General features: G+C 42.1%; 17 protein-coding genes. 14 read left to right on the forward strand and 3 right to left on the reverse strand.

Annotated features, from left to right (window positions below; all coding sequences use genetic code 11):
• Nucleotides 1-730: 730 nt before the first annotated feature.
• Together gltS and FTU72_RS00205 are read left to right on the forward strand one after the other, a co-directional pair.
• Nucleotides 731-1969 carry a sodium/glutamate symporter gene (gltS, locus tag FTU72_RS00200; RefSeq protein WP_034701739.1) on the forward strand — a complete coding sequence of 413 codons (1239 nt, stop codon included), beginning with the start codon at nt 731-733 and terminating at the stop codon, nt 1967-1969.
• A gap of 42 nt (nt 1970-2011) precedes the next feature.
• Complete coding sequence (locus tag FTU72_RS00205) at nt 2012-3487, forward strand: sodium:alanine symporter family protein (protein ID WP_159123382.1); 1476 nt, start codon at nt 2012-2014, stop codon at nt 3485-3487.
• Between the two features lie 52 nt (nt 3488-3539).
• Here FTU72_RS00205 and chrA read toward each other — a convergent pair whose 3' ends face one another.
• The gene (gene chrA / locus FTU72_RS00210; protein ID WP_180052324.1) at nt 3540-4754 is read right to left on the reverse strand and encodes a chromate efflux transporter; all 1215 of its coding nucleotides are present in this window, start codon (nt 4752-4754) and stop codon (nt 3540-3542) included.
• 121 nt (nt 4755-4875) lie between these two features.
• On the opposite strand from chrA, the gene FTU72_RS00215 reads away from it, so the two are divergent.
• From FTU72_RS00215 to FTU72_RS00245, 7 genes are all read left to right on the forward strand, one after another.
• On the forward strand, nt 4876-5871 hold the full coding sequence (locus tag FTU72_RS00215) for a patatin-like phospholipase family protein (RefSeq protein WP_180052323.1): 996 nt from the start codon (nt 4876-4878) through the stop codon (nt 5869-5871).
• 333 nt (nt 5872-6204) lie between these two features.
• On the forward strand, nt 6205-6381 hold the full coding sequence (locus FTU72_RS00220) for a hypothetical protein (RefSeq protein WP_162835329.1): 177 nt from the start codon (nt 6205-6207) through the stop codon (nt 6379-6381).
• Between the two features lie 316 nt (nt 6382-6697).
• Nucleotides 6698-7219, forward strand: coding sequence for an acyl-CoA thioesterase (locus FTU72_RS00225; RefSeq protein WP_004784949.1), 522 nt, complete (start codon nt 6698-6700; stop codon nt 7217-7219).
• Between the two features lie 141 nt (nt 7220-7360).
• A complete protein-coding gene (locus FTU72_RS00230) occupies nt 7361-7924 on the forward strand; it encodes a TetR/AcrR family transcriptional regulator (protein WP_180052322.1) in 564 nt (187 codons plus the stop codon).
• A 41-nt stretch (nt 7925-7965) separates the two neighbouring features.
• Nucleotides 7966-9168 (forward strand): MFS transporter, encoded by a 1203-nt coding sequence (locus FTU72_RS00235; RefSeq protein WP_180052321.1) that lies wholly within the window; start codon nt 7966-7968, stop codon nt 9166-9168.
• A 1-nt stretch (nt 9169) separates the two neighbouring features.
• The gene (locus FTU72_RS00240; RefSeq protein ID WP_180052320.1) at nt 9170-10066 is read left to right on the forward strand and encodes a LysR substrate-binding domain-containing protein; all 897 of its coding nucleotides are present in this window, start codon (nt 9170-9172) and stop codon (nt 10064-10066) included.
• Between the two features lie 123 nt (nt 10067-10189).
• A complete protein-coding gene (locus FTU72_RS00245) occupies nt 10190-10804 on the forward strand; it encodes a glutathione S-transferase family protein (RefSeq protein ID WP_171505579.1) in 615 nt (204 codons plus the stop codon).
• 61 nt (nt 10805-10865) lie between these two features.
• On the opposite strand, the gene FTU72_RS00250 is transcribed toward FTU72_RS00245, so the two are convergent.
• Nucleotides 10866-12470: a bifunctional 3-(3-hydroxy-phenyl)propionate/3-hydroxycinnamic acid hydroxylase gene (locus FTU72_RS00250; RefSeq protein ID WP_180052319.1), complete on the reverse strand. Its 1605-nt coding sequence runs from the start codon at nt 12468-12470 to the stop codon at nt 10866-10868.
• A 327-nt stretch (nt 12471-12797) separates the two neighbouring features.
• Nucleotides 12798-13052, reverse strand: a complete 255-nt coding sequence (locus FTU72_RS00255) for a hypothetical protein (protein WP_034170131.1) — start codon at nt 13050-13052, stop codon at nt 12798-12800.
• A gap of 393 nt (nt 13053-13445) precedes the next feature.
• Here FTU72_RS00255 and FTU72_RS00260 point away from each other — a divergent pair, with 393 nt between their 5' ends.
• The 5 genes from FTU72_RS00260 to FTU72_RS00280 all read left to right on the forward strand — a co-directional run bounded on the left by FTU72_RS00260 (nt 13446) and on the right by FTU72_RS00280 (nt 18232).
• Nucleotides 13446-14483 (forward strand): GTP-binding protein, encoded by a 1038-nt coding sequence (locus tag FTU72_RS00260; protein WP_180052318.1) that lies wholly within the window; start codon nt 13446-13448, stop codon nt 14481-14483.
• A 67-nt stretch (nt 14484-14550) separates the two neighbouring features.
• Nucleotides 14551-15081, forward strand: a complete 531-nt coding sequence (locus tag FTU72_RS00265) for a YaeQ family protein (protein WP_159123391.1) — start codon at nt 14551-14553, stop codon at nt 15079-15081.
• An 89-nt stretch (nt 15082-15170) separates the two neighbouring features.
• On the forward strand, nt 15171-15794 hold the full coding sequence (locus FTU72_RS00270) for an MgtC/SapB family protein (RefSeq protein WP_103799665.1): 624 nt from the start codon (nt 15171-15173) through the stop codon (nt 15792-15794).
• An 80-nt stretch (nt 15795-15874) separates the two neighbouring features.
• Complete coding sequence (locus tag FTU72_RS00275) at nt 15875-16213, forward strand: FKBP-type peptidyl-prolyl cis-trans isomerase (protein WP_180052317.1); 339 nt, start codon at nt 15875-15877, stop codon at nt 16211-16213.
• A gap of 231 nt (nt 16214-16444) precedes the next feature.
• The gene (locus FTU72_RS00280) at nt 16445-18232 is read left to right on the forward strand and encodes a GGDEF domain-containing protein (protein WP_257220225.1); all 1788 of its coding nucleotides are present in this window, start codon (nt 16445-16447) and stop codon (nt 18230-18232) included.
• Nucleotides 18233-18236: the final 4 nt, after the last annotated feature.

Consider the following 18236-nt stretch of genomic DNA (forward strand, 5'->3'; position numbering starts at 1 on the left):
TCTAAAAATGCAACAGATATTTTAGATGCTGATATCTTGAGCAATTAACATCGATGGCTGGAACTAAAAGTAAAGTTAAGAACAAAATAGAATGAATAAAATTCAATCTTAAAAATAAAATTAAATATCCGTTTTTACGTTCAATTAATATTTTATTTCGATTAAAATTTGGGGGTAGTAAACTATAAAAAATAAGAAGTTATAATTATTTTTTATATATTTACTAACTATAGTTAATAAAAAACAATAAAACTTTATACAAAGAAACAGCATAATGTGCGACTTTTCAGTTGAATACATGCATTTTGAAGAAATAATGAAGATTGCATGGTCAAGCTCTATTTGAAATATCTTATTGCAAATGACTTGATGAACTCAGTTAGGTTAAAAGCACTCATGCAGCAATTCATGCTGGTTGAGAAGTAAAAAATATAGGCTGGATGTTATCACTATGAGTTGCACGTTTAGATGAATTTACGCATCTGGCGTAGCTTATGCAATCAGCAAAAGGCCGTTTTTCGCTTTTATAAATCTCTCACTGAATATGATCATCACGATGATATTCATAAGTTTGAAACAGATGCGGAATGCTTTGTTGATTCTAAAGGCGATGGATGAATGAAGTAGATGACAATTACATGGGGTAATGTAAGGTTTTCTTCTGTGGAAATGAATCGCAACACGACTTTTAGAATGACAAAAATTCAGAACCATCTTGGACAAAAAAATTATGGATTTTACTTTTAACGCATTTTATACCCTGATCGCTGCAGTAATTGTGCTATTACTGGGCCGGTTTCTGGTAGATAAAATCGATTTTCTAAAACGTTACAACATTCCTGAACCTGTCGCAGGTGGTCTGGTTGCAGCGGTTATCTCTCTGCTGGTTCATTCGTTCTGGGGCTATAGCATTACCACGAGCGCGGAACTACAAACCAGTTTTATGCTGATTTTCTTTGCTTCGATCGGTCTGAGCGCGAACTTCGCCAAATTGCGTGAAGGTGGGATTGGACTGGTGATCTTCCTGGTTGCCATCTCAACATTTATTGCCCTACAAAATGCAGTGGGTATGGGCTTGGCAAGTTTACTGGGTATTGATCCTCTGATCGGTCTGATTGCCGGCTCGATTACGCTGACTGGTGGACATGGTACTGCTGGCGCCTGGGGTGAAATTCTTGAGGTTGAGCATGGTATTCAGGGGGCTTTGGCGCTCGGTATGGCAAGTGCGACCTTCGGTCTGATTATTGGGGGAATTATCGGTGGGCCTTTGGCGAAACTGTTGATTAACCGTCATAATCTTGCTGTGGCACGTACCGATCAGCAGATCGAAAAACGTGACAATACGCCAATGGACAGCACGACAGATGAATATGTGCAATTTGAATATCCACATCGTGTCCGTCTGATCACTGCCGATAATGCCATTACCACACTTGGTCTGTTTGCAGGCTGTCTGGCATTTGCGGAGCTGATGACTGGCTTCAGTAAAGATACAGTATTTGAACTGCCAACATTTGTATGGGCACTGGCAGGCGGCGTGATTCTGCGTAACGTGCTGGAAGGCATCCTGAAAATCCAGATCTTCGACCGTGCGATTGATGTGTTTGGTAATGCTTCATTGTCGCTTTATCTGGCCATGGCGCTGCTGTCATTAAAATTATGGCAACTGGCGGATCTGGCAGGACCATTGATGGTGATTCTCGGTGCACAGACCTTGACTATGGCTTTATATGCAGCATTTGTCACTTTCCGGGTGATGGGCAAAAACTACGATGCCGCAGTACTTGCTGCAGGTCACTGTGGTTTCGGGATGGGTGCAACCCCAACGGCTGTTGCCAATATGCAGGCGATTACCAATATGTATGGCGCTTCGCATAAAGCCTTTCTGATCGTTCCATTATGTGGTGCTTTCTTCGTTGACTTGATTAATGCCACGATCATCCAGATGATCTTGAAATTTTTCGTCTAATTTTAAGCTTGATAATGAGTCATAAGCTCATAAGGATATGACATGAATGATCAGCTAAATGAAACCTTACTGGGCTGGGTCGATGCCTTAAATGGTCCACTCTGGGACTTTTTGGTGGTGTTTCTAGTCGCAGTCGGTATTTTGTATACGATCATGACCGGTGCAGTACAGATCCGTTTATTCTGGCACAGTATCAAAGTCATGAAACGTAGTCGTGGCAAGGTCGATGATGACCATGGTATTACGCCGTTTCAGGCCTTTGTAACAGGTCTGGCTAGCCGGGTCGGTGTGGGTAATGTTGCAGGTGTTGCCATTGCGATTGCTGTCGGTGGTCCAGGTGCTGTGTTCTGGATGTGGTTTACTGCATTTCTGGGAATGAGTTCTGCTTTTGTAGAATCGTCATTAGCCCAGTTGTTTAAAGTTCGGGATAACAAGAATCAGCAATTCCGTGGTGGACCTGCGTATTACATTACTCAGGGTCTTAAACAGAAATGGCTGGGAATTGTCTTTGCAATTGCACTGATTACGACCTATGGCTTTGTGTTCAATGCCGTGCAGGCCAATGCCATTACGGGTGCAACCTCACATGCCTGGGGCTGGAATGAAGCCAATCTGATGTTGCCATTAGGTGGTTTCGATCTGGAAGTTTCCTGGATTGGTCTGGTCTTGGTCTTGATTACGGCCATGATTATTTTTGGCGGGATCAAACGGATTGCAAAAGTTGCTGAAGGGGTGGTCCCTTTCATGGCAGTTCTTTATCTGGGTGTAGCTTTATATATCGCCGTCATCAATTACGATATGTTGCCGTCTATTTTTCAGCTGATCTTTAGCAAAGCATTTGAGTTTGAAGCAGCTGCAGGCGGTTTCTTCGGTGCCATGATCTCGATGGCCATGATGATGGGGATTAAGCGCGGTTTATTTTCGAATGAAGCGGGGATGGGTTCAGCACCGAATGCGGCGGCTGCCTCTGACGTGAAACATCCGGTGAATCAGGGTCTGGTTCAAATGCTTGGCGTATTTGTAGATACCTTCGTTGTGTGTTCATGTACCGCTATCGTGATTCTGGTTTCTGGCCTATATGAAAATGCCGGTTTTGAAGGCGTGACCTTGACCCAGATGGCACTTGAAAGCCAGATTGGTGCTTGGGGTGATGACTTCCTGGCCTTGATTCTGTTCCTGTTTGCCTATTCTTCTATCATTGGTAACTATGCCTATGCAGAGGGAAATATCCAGTTCATCAATAATAACAGCAAGGTCATGTTTATTTTCCGGTTGCTGGTATTGTTTATGGTGTATTTCGGCTCGATTGCCAGTGTACCGTTGATCTGGAATATGGCGGACCTGTTCATGGGCGTCATGGCCAGTATTAACCTGATTGCGATTGTGCTGCTGATGCCATTTATTTTGATGCTGCTCAAGGACTATACCGGTCAGCTGAAACGTGGCATCGAGCAACCAGAGTTTAAGCTCGATGATCATCCGAAATTTAAAGATAAAGTTAAATCAGATATCTGGTAAAGCTTGAGCAAAAGCCCCGACTGGTTCGGGGCTTTTTTATGAGCTTAAATTGTTAGAATGACACAAAATTAATATAGCTTTGATATAGGATAAAGCCAGCAATCAGGCTGAACCAGACTGGTAATTTCGAGCGTAACAGTAAAATCATCACGATGACAAAAACCAGATCAGACCAGGAACGAAAATATGCCTGAGAGAGATCAATCAGCAAATATAAAAGCAGTCCGACCACTGCTGCATTAATCCCGCTTACCGCCTGAAAAATAATACGTTGCTGCATTAACCATGACCAATAAGGCAAAGTAGCAAAAATCAGAAAAAACGAAGGCAGGAAAATGGCACAGGTTGCTAACAGTGCATTAATCCAGGATGAACCTGTCCAAGGCAACAGAGCACCGACATAGCTGGAAAAACTAAATAATGGACCTGGCATCAATTGGGCAAATGCATAACCTAGATCGAAAGATTGGGGCGAAAGTAAATTGGTCGCCACAAAGTCCTGATGCAGCAAAGGCAGAATGACATGCCCGCCACCAAAGACCAATGAGCCAGTTTGATAGAAATCAGCAAAAAATGCGAGTTCAGGCCAAGAACCAGATTTGACTAGTATAGGAATCAGAAAAAATGGTAATAAAAATGCGATGAACCAGTAAGGTGCATGACGTGGCCGAATATAGCTTGAGTGAATGGTAGATGAATTTGAAGCAGGCTTATTTTCCTGAGGAGAATTGGAAAATTTTGCCATTACGAGACCAAAAACTGCCCCTAAAATAATGACCAGTAGCTGGTTCAAACTGATACTAATGAAGCTCAGAATCAGGACGGAAATGAAGACCAGTACATATTGCCAGATGCTTTTGCAGAAGCTGTTAAGCATTTGCCAGAATGCCCAGACGATTACAGAAAAAACGATCAATTGAATGCTATGAAAGCTGTTTGAGTTTAGAATATGGAAATAGTACTGACCAAGTACGGCGATCAAGCTCATCAAAAGCGCTGAAGGTAAGGTAAACCCAAGCCAGGCCATGAATGCCCCAGCATAACCCCTTTGCAGATAGCCGATGGAGAGGCCTACCTGACTGCTACTTGGGCCTGGTAAAAGCTGCGCTAATGCAACCAGCTGGCCATATTGTGTCGCATTTAACCACTGTAACTGGTCGACAAATTTACGGTGAAAAAACACCAGATGCGCCGCCGGTCCACCGAATGCCATACAGCCCAGTTGCAGGAAGGTGAGAAAGATCCGGTACAGTGAAGGTGTATTCATACAGTGGCTGAAAATTGAAAGACATTAGTGCAACTGTATGACAGTTTTACGAAATTCTACAGATTATTTAAGCATGTGTTTATACACTATGCTGCTTTAACAAAATGAGGACGTGCTCTGCATGCAGAAATATGTACTGAGTATATTGGCGATGACAATGGTAGGTCTGAGCGGCTGCCAAACGACATCTGGTTTTAATCAACCTAACTCTAGTCATATTAAATCTGCCAGTTCAGTAGCAGAAGCCCAGGCACGTCCAAACCAGATCAATTTCCGCAAAATCAAGCAAACAGAAAACCGTCCAGTGATTGCACTGGTTCTTGGCAGTGGCGGTGCGCGTGGCTATGCGCATATTGGTGCGATTGAAGTATTAGAACAGGCAGGCATACAACCTGACTTTATTGTGGGAACCAGTGCAGGCAGTATTGTTGGTTCCATTTATGCCAGTGGTAAACCAGCGATTGAACTGCGTAATATTGCATTAAGCATGAAAGCGACTGATGTTCGCGACATCAAGCTGGACCGTAAAGGCTTTTTTGATGGCAAAAAAGTTGAAAATTATGTGAATTTGCAGGTTGATCAGACGCCTTTGCAAGCCATGAAAATTCCGATGTTTGTGGTAGCAACAGCCTTGAAAGAGGGTAAGCGGGTAGTCTTCAATTATGGTAATACTGGTCAGGCAGTACGTGCATCTGTTTCTATTCCAAGCATGTTTATTCCGACTGTCATCCAGAAAAAAGAATATGTGGATGGAGGGCTGGTCAGTCCGGTGCCAGTTAAAGTAGCTCGTGAATTGGGCGCTGATATTGTCATTGCTGTCGATATTCTGGCGCAGCCAATCCATACTGAAACCACCAATGTCTGGGGCCTATTCAACCAGAATATTAATATCATGCAGCAACGTTTAGCTTCTGAGGAACTGCAATACGCCGATGTTGTTATTCAGCCAGACTTACGTGAAAAAGGTCATATCTTTGATGTACGCGGCAGAGAATTGACCATGGATGCCGGGATTGAGGCGGCTAAACTCAAGCTACCAGAAATTGCCCAGGTCTATCAGAAGCATAATTACAGCCAAGGTCATCAGATTCCATTACTCTTGGCCCAGCAACAATAGTTTGCTCTGATATTTTTAACAAAATATTTATTTTTCAAATAGATGTATAAATATATTTATCGCTTTTCTCAGTCGAGGGAAAAGCGGCTCATTTTTGCTCATCGTTTTTAGCGATGAGCTGATGTTTTCTACCTATTGAAAGTCACTTAAAGCCCAAGTTTCAATGGGAAATAAATATTTGAATTATAAAAATATAGTGATTTTATGAATGTATTTTAAGGCTATTTTTTGATTTTAACAAAATTATTCACAGACTTAAGTTAAACAACTGTTCAAAAGCTTAGAAGATCATGACAGAATAAAAATCGACAGATTAATAAATGTAAAAACCACATGAATCACATCGAAATTGGCCAGCAAGTCACACTAGCTCAGTTTGAAAATACGATTTTTACTGTAACTAAAGTTCATCCCGATGGTTCTTTTACCGTTGAAACTATATTGCATGGCCAGCAGACTTTAAGTTATGAGAATGTGGCTCGAGAAATGCTGAGACAGGTGCCTGCTTAATTCGAGGTTATTTTTTGTTAATGCATACGGTTTTCTTAAACCGAGTTCTGCATGCTTAATGAAAAACTTCTTAAGCGCAGTGCATTGATTCAAGAAAATGATTTAGTGGATAAATTCCTGTTTATTTTATATTTACTGAAAATAACTTTCTGATGATTTCTATGGATCCTCAGAGGAATATCTTTTTTTTTGTATGGAGAAAAATTTCATATCAAGAATTATGATGTTTTATTTGCCGAATTGAACATTTTATTTAGACCAAAAACGCTATAATAATGGTCTATATCATTGTCATTCAAAGAGTTCAGAGAAAACGATGGCCCCTTTAGATCAAATTGCAACAGCATCGGATGACCAGTCAGAGTTAACGATGTCGGTTCTTATGACGCCAGATATGGCAAATTTTTCAGGAAACGTACATGGTGGAACAATTCTGAAATTACTGGACCAGGTTGCTTATGCTTGTGCGAGTCGCTATTCGGGTAGTTATGTCGTAACCCTGTCTGTAGACAAAGTAAATTTCAAAGAACCGATTCATGTGGGTGAGCTGGTGACTTTCCTGGCAAGTGTGAACCATGTAGGTCGTACTTCAATGGAAATCGGTATTCGTGTAGAAGCACAAAATATTCAGAAACGTACTGTACGCCATACCAATAGTTGCTACTTTACGATGGTCGCTGTAGATGAAAATGGTAAGCCTAAACAGATTCCCCCACTGAATCTGGACAATGACTGGAAACGTTGCCGTTTTGAAGCAGCTGAACAACGTAAAGTTGCCCGTCTGCAGGAAAACCATCACCCTTCATGCAGTATCTATAAAAAATCAGCGCATAGTTAAGTATTTAAACTTAATTTGCTTGTTAAAAAGACCTTGAATGTGAGGTCTTTTTTTTACCTAAAAATTCATTCAACTCTGGCTTAAGCCTCTTTTTTAATCTAATATGAAACGATACGTATCGTTTCGTTTTTGGTTTTAAGCATGAGTGAAGAGGAAAAATGTTCACGGCGTCAGCACAGTATTCTGCAAGCAGTTTCGGATGCATTGGCAGAAGGTGAATATCATCAGCTAACGATTGAAGATGTGGCTGCACGGGCAGGGGTTGGCAAATCTACGATTTACCGCTGGTGGAAACATAAATCTGAACTGGTACTAGATGTTTTCAAGCAGCGCACAGCAGGGGTATTTGAACTGGATGCTTCACAAAGCTTGCGCAGCAATCTGGTTCAACAGCTAACTTTGCTGGTTCAGGCGCTTAATCATCCGGTAGGCCGTGCTTTGCTGGTCGTTATGGCCAACCATCGGGAACTGGCTGCAGACTTTTTTCAGCAATATCTGTTACCACGTCGAAAGGAGACTCATCAACTGATTCAACAGGCCATCGAGCGTGGGGAATTACGTGCTGATTATCCTTTTGATCTGATGCTGGACACCTTATACGGGCCGATTCATTACCAGATCATTTTCTTCAACCGCATGCCGGATGATCAATATATCCAGAATCTGGTAGATCTGGCCTTAAGCCCAGCTTTGATTTCTCCCTGAGTTTAGTCAGTTCTTAAATTTGTTTTTAAAAGTTGCGTGTTATGTCTGCTAGTCCTGAGCGCTTATGGAATCGCTCCTTTATTCTGTGTTTATTGAACAATCTGTTCCTGTTTGTCTATTACTTTGCCTTACTGACCATTCTGCCGGTTTATATCATGAAAGATCTGGGCGGATCAGTCAAAGAAGCAGGTTTAGCTTTGACCCTGTTCTTAGTTTCATCCATCGCCATTCGACCTTTTTCTGGCATGATCATCGAGAAACTCGGCAAGAAATTGGCAATGCGCGGAGCCGGAGTTATTTTTGCCTTATTTTCCTTTAGTTATCTGCTGGTCGATAGCATGTGGTCATTATTGGCAGTACGTTTTTTACATGGGATCTGGTTCAGCATCCTGACGACGGTCACCGTTCCCGTTGCAAATGAGTTTATTCCGGAATCTCGTAAGGGTGAGGGCATGGGCTATTTTGTCATGTCGACTAATCTGGGTGTGGTATTTGGTCCATTACTGGCCTTAACCGTGGTTCAATTCACCAGCTTTAAAGTGCTGTTTGGCTTGCTTGCCGTGATTATCTCTATCGGCTTGATCTTTTCCTTCATGCTGAAAATTACCGAATTAGCAAAACCTCAAGCTACAGTGGTCGAAAAATCAAAATTCAGCCTGCATGACATTATTGAAGTCAAAGTGCTGGCGGTCAGTTTTGTGGCACTGCTCACTGCTTTTGCTTACTCCAGTATCATGAGTTTTATCACGCCCTTTAGTGAAACCAAGCAACTACTGGCTTATACCGGCATCTTCTTTATTGTTTTTGCTGCCTCAATGTTGTTGGTACGGCCTTGGGTGGGCAAAATTTACGACCGTAAAGGACCAAGTGCAGTTATCTATCCTTCCTTTATTTTCTTTGCGATTGGCATGATGATTGTCAGTGTCATGTCCAGCCAATGGACTATGTGGTTGTCTGCGGTATTTATCGGAATTGGTTACGGTTCATTATTTCCATGTTTACAGACGCTGGCGATTCAATCTGTCGAAAAACAGCGTATGGGCCATGCAATTTCTACCTTTTTTACCCTGTTTGATATTGGACTGGCAGTGGGTTCAGTAGTGATGGGTATGATCATTGCGCAATACGGTTTTGAAAAGACCTATATGTTCTGTGCAGTGATGGTGATTTTCACTTTATTGATCTACCGTCAATATGTGGCCAGGAAATGCCCTTCGATTTCAGCATCTTTACCGGAAGAATAAAATGGAATTAAGACATTTACGCTATTTTGTTACAGTGGCTGAAGAGCTGAATTTCACCCGTGCAGCTGAAAAACTGAATACTGTTCAGCCTTCACTCAGTCAGCAGATTAAGGATCTGGAGCGTGAAGTGGATGCGCAATTGCTGGAGCGGAATAACCGCAAGGTTGAGCTGACCGAGGCTGGACAGGCTTTTTTAAAGGAAGCTTTACTGAGCTTAGAACATGCAGAACGTGCCGTGCAGGCAGCTCGACAGATCGCACATGTACATAAGGGTCAGCTGAATATCGGCTTCGTGCCGGTTGCGGAAATGAAAATTTTTCCTTATATCATGCCGAATATCCGTGCACATTTTCCTGAACTGAAAGCACTGTTTCATAGCCTGACCGATGCAGAACAGTTTAGCGCGCTGAGACAGGGCAGTATTGATATTGCCTTTACCCGCTACCGAGATCAGTCGGATGAGTTTGAGTCCGTTCAGATTTTTGATGAGCCACTGACGCTGATTGTGCCGAAAAATTCTCCGGTCGCAGAAATGCCCTATGTCAGCATCAAGAAGTTTGAAAATCAGGACTTTGTGATTAGTGATGAACAAGCCTCACCACAGCTGCATAAGATTATTGATGATTTCTTTAGGCAGTCGAAACTGAACGTGAATGTGGTGCAGTATTCCACCAATATTCTGCTGAATGTCAATCTGGTCGGCATGGGGGTTGGCTGGAGTCTGGTACCAGCCTATGTGATTCCTTTACTCGGCGATAATATTGTGGTGAAGAAAACGCTGGAACCTTTACCGATGATTGCTCTCTATGTCAGTTACCGTAAAAATAACCAGCATCCTGCGATTGAACTGATTCTGAAAGTGCTCAAAGAAAAGTTTTGTGTAGACCTTTTTAAGTAAACTATTGATTTTCCATAAATGAAATGTGCTACAGAAATGATCTGTAGCACATGCTTTTTAATCGCAGAGGAAAATCGCTTTATACTGAAATTCAAAAAATAAGAAATCGGTTGAAGCAGAATGATGAAGCTCTATAACAACCCTCAGTCACGCGGCATGACCTTGCTGCCTATCCTTAAAGAACTACAGATTGAAGACCAGCTTGAGCAGGTGGAAGTTCCTTTTAAAGATATGCATCAACCTGAATATCTTCAGATCAATCCGATGGGTAAAGTTCCCTGTCTGGTTGATCAAGGCGTCGTAATTTCAGAAATGGCGGCTATTATCATCTATCTGGCAGATAAGTATCAGGACAAAGGATTGGCACCCGCTTTAGATGATCCCAAGCGTGGTACTTATTTAAAATGGATTTTCTTCTGTCATGGGCCACTGACTGAATATATTGATGTAAAAAATTTACAAGTATCTCAAGAACAGATTGAAAAGGTCCGAACCAGTTTAAGTTTTGGTAACGAAGCCGCGGTATTTGATTTTTTTAAACGAGGTTTGTCGCAGGCCAAGCCTTATCTTTTAGGTGAAAAAGTTTCTGCTGCAGATCTATATGTGGCCTATTGTCTGATCTTCGCAATTAGTACCAAAATTTTGCCGCCGTTGGAAGAATTTAAACCTTTCCTACAGCAAATGGCACGTCGTGATTCTCTCAAAGATATTTCATGGTTTGAGCAATACCGAACTTAGCTTCTATGTTCATCTATAAATAAAAACCACGCCGTAGCGTGGTTTTTTTGACTGAGGTCAATTATTTGACATGGAGCTTGTTAAATAGCGCCTGACTTGTGCTTTCTATAGATTGAGGAATCGCTAAGGCTGCCACGAAGCGGTCTGGACGCAGGATGACGATAGAGTCCTTGGTCTTGCCGAACCAGGTACGAATGTCCGTACCGATATCACCAATGGTGATCACATCTTCGTATTGCTTACGATGTTGATTAGACAATTGAACTGTAGGAATAACCTGGATAAATTTTACGCCAAGTTTTTTCCACTGTTGTATCGTTTGCTTGCTTAAGCCCCATTTCGGATCCACCCCCCAGGCAATGATGGCAAAGTCATTGCCAATCACTTCATCCAGCAATACAGTTTCATCAGACTCCAGTTTCACCTGCGGCTGAATGAACATCTTGCCGACTGGAGAGTCTTTCTGAGTATTGGCCAGCAGGGCACCATCATGATACTTCGGCATAGGCTTAAAGCGCATTTCCAGCAGGTACTGTTTGATTGGCTTGATATAGTTCAATGCGTAAGCAATACCGTCACGAACAAAGCCTTGCCATTTTTTTGGTGGAGCAAGGACGTGGCCTGCCATGACTGAAAGATCGATCATCGCCTTGGCATGATCCTTACGTTCTACCTGGTAAGAGTCCAGTAATTCATGGCTTGCTTTACCCTGGATCACCAATGCAACTTTCCAGGCCAGGTTAAAGGCATCACGCATACCGCTGTTATAGCCTTGGCCTTGCCATACCGGCATGATGTGCGCAGCATCACCAGCAAGCAGGATACGGTCAGCACGGAATTTATCTGCAATACGTGCATTGTGGGTATAGACACGTTGACGAATTACTTCGATTCCATCGGTATTCGGTAAAACTTTAGACAGCAGCTTGGCAATATTTTCCGGTTTACTGAGTTCTTCCTGAGTTTCGCCTGGCATAACCATGAATTCGAAGCGGCGAATGCCATGCGGCAGGGCAGCTGATACATAAGGACGCACCGGGTCACAGCATAGATAAATATGTGGGGTTGCCAATGGGTCATTATCGATATCAATCACGATCCACTGATTTGGTGCAGTTTCACCTTCAAATGGAATATTCAGCGTACGGCGTACATAAGAGTTTCCACCATCACAAGCAATCAGATATTGAGCATGTACAACTTCCGCGCCACCGTCTTTAGTTTGAACATTTAAAGTTACACCCTCAGCATCCTGGCTGAAATGTGCCAGATGGCGAGAGAAAAGTACTTCAGTTTTTTTATATTGTTTGAGGCCTTCTAGCAGAACATTATCTACTTGAGGTTGAATGAAAGCATTACGGCGGGAGAAACCAAATTCACGAGTCAGTGGCTGAATGTCTGCGAAGCAACGGCCTTTGGGTGTCAGGAAGCGCATGGCATGATTCGGGGTAGTATGCGGCAAGACCTGATCAACCAGTCCCAAAGATTGAATGGTACGCAAGGATTCATCATCAATGCCGATGGCACGCGGATAATCGATCAGACTATCTAGCTGTTCAACTAAGGTGACTTGTATACCCTGTTTGCTTAAATAGTTGGCAATCGTTAAGCCTACTGGGCCAGCCCCCAAAATCGCCACTTCAGTGGTGTAATTTGTATTGCTCATCGCGAATGTCCATTCCATCAATTCAGGATTGAGACTATTAAGGAACAATCAATAGCGCTAAACAAGCTAGTCCATAGTAGGTCATGTCTATCAAAAAGATTTAGTTGAAAAGAATTTTATTTTAATAAGTTATTGATAATAAATAATAATATTTAAATTTATTCATAAGATGAATGAATCCTATGATCATTTCTGGCTATAGTGAATAGCCTATAAGGTATAAAAAAGCTGAATCACGCAGTTGCATGATTCAGCCTTAGTCTACATCCGGCAGCATAGGTTGAACCTACTGGAGATTTACTATACCAGATGTTGCTTTAAACCTGATTAGCGAGTCGATGTCGACTTAGTCGTTTTTTTACCATCTTTGTCTTCTGTAGCAGCTTCAGACGCAGCAGGCTGGTCAGCAGGTCCAGCTGTGGTTACATTTGGATTTGGGTTATTCGTTGCAGGAAGTTCCTGAGTTGTCACAGTGACTTTCTGTTCCTCAGTGGTCTTCGTGTCAGTGGTGTTGTTTGCTGCAAAACTGGTAGCTGCGGCTGCAGTAAGCGTTGTTGCAAGTAAGATTTGTGCATATTTCATGTTGAGCATCCTTTTTATTACATTTATAAACTGCCGAATGACCATCACATCAATCCGGCAGGAATTCATCCTAAGCATGAAAATTTTATGGAGCAAAGCAATTAACAAAAGCCGCACGAAGCTGTTAACCAAGCAAATACAATCATTGTAAATTTGTTTTCTTCTGTTAAATGTATAGGAAATTGTTAGCTGGAAATGTGTGTAAATATTTCAAATATAGCGTTTAAGTGAACTAGTTAACGGTTAAAAAGTACTTACTACAGACTGTTATTTTTATTTGAACCGAGATAAATAGAATCTAATCATCCAAGAATGAACATTTTTGCAAGAGTCCAGTGTTCTATAATAGTCAGGTTTACTCATTCTAATTCTATCTTTGAGAGAGAATCAATTTTGAAAGTTCTTGCCGCTCAGCAGCCTATTCCTGTACACATCATTTCCGGATTCTTGGGTGCTGGTAAAACCACTTTATTAAAATATTTACTGAGCCAGAAACCGGAGCAAGAAGTCTGGGCTGTGCTGATGAATGAATTTGGTCAGATTGGCGTTGACCAGCAGTTATTACCTCAGGATCAGGGCTATGCAGTAAAAGAATTGCTGGGTGGCTGTTTATGTTGTAGCAGTCAGTTGCCGATGCAGATTGCTTTATCCCGGCTATTGTCAGAAACCAAACCGGACCGACTGTTTATTGAGCCTACAGGACTCGGACATCCCGGGCAACTGCTGGAACAGCTCACCGAACCGCATTGGCAAAGCCATTTAAAGATGCAATTTTTGGTCACGGTAGTCGATGGCTCACGTTTACATGATCGGGACTGGACGCATCAGAACCTGTATGCGGATCAGCTGAAAGTTGCCAATATCGTGGTTATTTCCCATGCTGATTTGATGACTGAAACTGATCATGCTGCTTTAACTGAACTCAAGTCTGAGTATCAGCCATATGCCCAGCACTGGCTGATGATAGAAAACGGACAGCTGGATATTGAGCAAATCAAACAGGATTATCAGGGTACTTCACGTCAGATTCAGCCACTGCTCAAGCAACAGCGCCAAGTGTTGGGAGAGGTGCCGGCTGTCGTACATCAGTTGCCTTATCATTATGTTGAAAGTGCACAAGGCTATCAGGTGGCAGGTTGGAAATTGCCAAAACGCTGGCAGTTTGATTTTTATGATCTGCTGGATCTGCTTTGTGAGCAGCAGGATTGGCTCAGAATCAAAGGGATTTTTAATACCAATCAGGGCTGGAAAAGCTTTAATTTCAATCCTGATCAGTTTAATTATCAGTCTGCCGAAGAAGGCATTGATAACCGGGTAGAAGTGATTTACCAGACCTCACGTGACTGGCTGGAATTTGAAACCGCCTTAATGCAATGCCGGATTGTTCAGGAAAAATCACTTCGAATCTGCGTGTTGAAAATAGCTGGATAAGATGAAATCTGTTCAGCAAAAATGCAATAAATCTTATATGCTAGGCGCCAAATTTGAGGATTGTATTATGGCGTTAAAAGCGACAATTTATAAGGCAGATTTGAACGTTGCCGATATGGATACCCATCGTTATGAAGACTATCAGTTGACGATGGCGCTGCATCCTTCGGAAACCATTGAACGTCTGATGGTACGTGTTTTGGCTTATGCACGTTTTGCTGGCGAGGCGCTTGAATTTACCAAGGATCTGTTTGAGACTGATGAGCCAGCGCTGTGGGAAAAAGACCTGACTGGCCAATTATTGAAATGGATCGAAGTGGGTTGTCCTGACGAAGATAAAGTCAAAAAAGCCAGCGCACGTTGCAAACAGGTCGCAGTAGTTGCTTATGGTTCTTCAGTTGATGAATGGTATAAACGTAATTCCAAACTGAAAACGCTGTCGAATGTTGAGGTCTGGAAAATTTCAACTGCCAGCACTGAAGCGGTACAACAGTTATGTGAACGTACCATGCAGCTGCAACTAAATGTTATGGATGGTGAGTGGACCTTGATCGGTGATCAGGCCCAAGCTGTAATTGAATGGGAACAGTTACAATAACAGCCAATAAGGATGCAAGTCTCGGCTTGTATCCTGATTCAGAAATTGCGTATACCTGACAATAATAAAAATGAAACAGGGATAAATATATGCATCCGGATCTTTATCGTTTGCTCATTGCCCTCGGTATTGGTGCAATTATTGGTGCAGAACGCGAATATCGCAGTAAGTCTGCCGGTTTGCGGACTATGATCATGGTCAGTCTGAGTTCCTGCTTGTTCACGATTATGTCAATCAAAATTGGTCTGGATAGTCAGGATCGGATTGCAGCCAATATCCTTACTGGCTTGGGCTTTGTTGGTGCGGGAGTTATCTTTAAAGATGAAAACCGGATTTCAGGCATTACGACAGCGACAACCATCTGGATGACAGCAGCACTGGGCATGGCAGCTGGCGCGGGTTATGAATGGCTGAGTCTGTTTGCTACTTTTATTGTATTAATCGTGCTGATTTTTCTGATCTATGTCCAAGAGGGAATAGAAACTTTAAGTCAGGCACGAACCTACCGAATTATCTGTCCTTATCAACGTAAAACCTTAGAGCAATACGAAGAATTATTTAAAACTTATAATATGAAAGTCGTTCGCAGTGTGCAGCATAAAACGGAACACCGTATTAGTGGACGCTGGATTTTAATTGGCTCCGCCGAAAATCATAAAAAATTGACTAACTATTTACTGAATGATTCAAATATCCAGGAACTAAGCTTTTAATCCTTTAAGCCTCAAAGCTAAAGGAATTCTGTCTAATCCCGTTTATACTATGCGTATTTGCCAGAGAAAGGATATTGGTCATGACCAAAGAGCTAGAAATTATTGATTTGAAAGTGGGTGAAGGTAAAGAAGCGGTTAAGGGCGCGCTTATTACGACTCACTATACTGGCTGGCTAGAAGATGGCACCAAGTTTGACTCATCACTGGATCGTGGTAACTATTTTGAAACCGTGATTGGCACTGGCCGTGTGATCAAGGGCTGGGATCAAGGGATTATCGGTATGAAAGTGGGCGGTAAGCGTAAACTAATTGTGCCTGCTCATTTGGCTTATGGTGAACGTAAAATTGGAAATATTATCCCGGCCAATTCAAACCTGATTTTTGAAATCGAACTGTATGATGTTAAAACACGTGATTAATTCACTGCAATAAGCTTCATTCACTGTCATGAATGAATGCTGATCGGGTGAAGTCATAGCTAGATGGACTTCATCCGATGAACTACAAAAAAAGCTTTGCACTCCCTGCTATTCGACGTAGATTATAAGAAGAATAAAGCACTTTTCAGGAAAATACTGTCTTTGCAAAACGTGATAAGGAATGTCTATTCTGTAATATTGATTTGGAGTATTAGCTGGGTCCTATTAGTGATGATTCCAGTTTTCGCCCAGGCATCTCTTGAATCTTCCTCTGTCACGCAGCACAGTCAACCGCATATTTCCGAAATTCACTTTACTGAAGATTATAGTAGCCAATTGCCCCAAAATTGGCAGTTTTATCCAAACCAGTTTATTACTGAACCAAGTTCCGTACTTACTCCGCAAGAGGTTCAATTACCCGCTTCATTTAAAGACCTGACCGGTTCAAATATTGGCTATGGAACCTTTATCGGACATTTCAAAATTCCATCAGAATTTATCGGACGTCGGATCGCCGTGCATATTCCGGCTGAATATGGTGCCTATCGAATCTATATCGATGGAAAATTTATTCTGCGGCATGGGGAAATTGCGAAAACAGCGGAAGAGCAGAGAAATGAAAGGGCTCCTCGAATCGGTTATTTTGTTCCTGAGAGTGAATATTTCACTATGAGTATTCAGGCCTCAAACTATACCCATCTGCATGGCGGGATTGAACAGCCTATACGCATTGGAACAGCCGGAACTATTAACCGTCAGTATCAGCAGCTTATGATGAGCATCAGTATAGTCTGTGGACTGGTGCTGGGGGTCGGTTTTTTTACGATTCTTTTTTCAATGTTTAGGGGATCAACAGAACGCAATAGCAAAAGTATTTTTATCTTTGGCTTGTTCATTATTTTTCTGGCCCTGCATAACTTTTTTGCAGCGCCGTATGCCTATTCGATCGTGACTAAGCTCGGTTGGCTATGGGGAACACGCCTGGAATATCTGTTCACTTTCCTGGCGATTCTATTTTTCCTCAGTTATATGTACCTGTTTAATCAGCGCTATTTGCATCGATTTATTTATAGTGTTGCCGCAGGACTTTTACTACTGAACTGTGTCGTAACCCTGTTGACCGATCCGGAAACTTTTCAACGTCTGGCCTTGTATAGTGCGATTTTCGGGATAGTCGTGGTGGTCAATTTTATCTATGGCTTTTATCAGACTTTACATCATAAAGACAATTATTCGCGCTTGACTCTCTATGCGGTCATTTTTCTATGCCTGACCTTTATAAATGACTATTTATTGCTGATCAATGTGATTGAAAGTGTGCATCTGTCTTTTATCTCGACCAGTCTGTATGCCGTGATCATTATGTTTCAGCAGTCGCAAAATTATGCCCATCAAACCTATGCGACAGAGCAGTTGAATATGAATCTGAAAGAGTTAAATAATTCACTCGATCAGAAAGTCAAAGCACGTACCGAGCAATTACGTGAACTGAATGCCAAACTCGAACATCAGGTGAATATTGATGCTTTGACGGGTGCCTTTAACCGCCGTGCTTTAAATGACCAAATCCAGCAGCAGTTTTTATACTGTCAGCAACATCCACACAGTACACTGATTTTTGCCATGCTCGATGTCGACTATTTTAAAAACTACAATGATTATTATGGGCACTTAAAAGGAGATGAAATTTTACAGAATCTGGTCAAGGTCATTCAGACGGTACTCCCCGAATCCGCGTATTTAGCCCGTTATGGTGGAGAAGAATTTGCGATTCTACTCACTGATGTACCTGTCCAGGCAGCATTTCAATCTCTGGAAAAAGTCTTAATCAAGATTCGCGAACAGCAATTTGAACATTTAAATCGCACAGATGATAAATCCTATGTCACGGTCAGTATGGGCATTTCCTGGATGGATCAAACACATCTCTATCCAGATATTCATGCACTGATGAAAGCGGCAGATGTACAGTTATATGCGGCTAAGCAGGCAGGGCGAGATCAACTTAAAATGACATAAAAAA

Source organism: Acinetobacter sp. YH12137 (assembly GCF_013418535.1).
Lineage (GTDB): Bacteria > Pseudomonadota > Gammaproteobacteria > Pseudomonadales > Moraxellaceae > Acinetobacter.

What these genes read in the sequence shown, in the direction of transcription:
- gltS (WP_034701739.1), top strand. Translation starts at nt 731, where the DNA reads ATGGATTTTACTTTTAACGCATTTTATACCCTGATCGCTGCAGTAATT.
- FTU72_RS00205 (WP_159123382.1), top strand. Translation starts at nt 2,012, where the DNA reads ATGAATGATCAGCTAAATGAAACCTTACTGGGCTGGGTCGATGCCTTA.
- chrA (WP_180052324.1), bottom strand. Translation starts at nt 4,754, where the DNA reads ATGAATACACCTTCACTGTACCGGATCTTTCTCACCTTCCTGCAACTG.
- FTU72_RS00215 (WP_180052323.1), top strand. Translation starts at nt 4,876, where the DNA reads ATGCAGAAATATGTACTGAGTATATTGGCGATGACAATGGTAGGTCTG.
- FTU72_RS00220 (WP_162835329.1), top strand. Translation starts at nt 6,205, where the DNA reads ATGAATCACATCGAAATTGGCCAGCAAGTCACACTAGCTCAGTTTGAA.
- FTU72_RS00225 (WP_004784949.1), top strand. Translation starts at nt 6,698, where the DNA reads ATGGCCCCTTTAGATCAAATTGCAACAGCATCGGATGACCAGTCAGAG.
- FTU72_RS00230 (WP_180052322.1), top strand. Translation starts at nt 7,361, where the DNA reads ATGAGTGAAGAGGAAAAATGTTCACGGCGTCAGCACAGTATTCTGCAA.
- FTU72_RS00235 (WP_180052321.1), top strand. Translation starts at nt 7,966, where the DNA reads ATGTCTGCTAGTCCTGAGCGCTTATGGAATCGCTCCTTTATTCTGTGT.
- FTU72_RS00240 (WP_180052320.1), top strand. Translation starts at nt 9,170, where the DNA reads ATGGAATTAAGACATTTACGCTATTTTGTTACAGTGGCTGAAGAGCTG.
- FTU72_RS00245 (WP_171505579.1), top strand. Translation starts at nt 10,190, where the DNA reads ATGAAGCTCTATAACAACCCTCAGTCACGCGGCATGACCTTGCTGCCT.
- FTU72_RS00250 (WP_180052319.1), bottom strand. Translation starts at nt 12,470, where the DNA reads ATGAGCAATACAAATTACACCACTGAAGTGGCGATTTTGGGGGCTGGC.
- FTU72_RS00255 (WP_034170131.1), bottom strand. Translation starts at nt 13,052, where the DNA reads ATGAAATATGCACAAATCTTACTTGCAACAACGCTTACTGCAGCCGCA.
- FTU72_RS00265 (WP_159123391.1), top strand. Translation starts at nt 14,551, where the DNA reads ATGGCGTTAAAAGCGACAATTTATAAGGCAGATTTGAACGTTGCCGAT.
- FTU72_RS00270 (WP_103799665.1), top strand. Translation starts at nt 15,171, where the DNA reads ATGCATCCGGATCTTTATCGTTTGCTCATTGCCCTCGGTATTGGTGCA.
- FTU72_RS00275 (WP_180052317.1), top strand. Translation starts at nt 15,875, where the DNA reads ATGACCAAAGAGCTAGAAATTATTGATTTGAAAGTGGGTGAAGGTAAA.
- FTU72_RS00280 (WP_257220225.1), top strand. Translation starts at nt 16,445, where the DNA reads ATGATTCCAGTTTTCGCCCAGGCATCTCTTGAATCTTCCTCTGTCACG.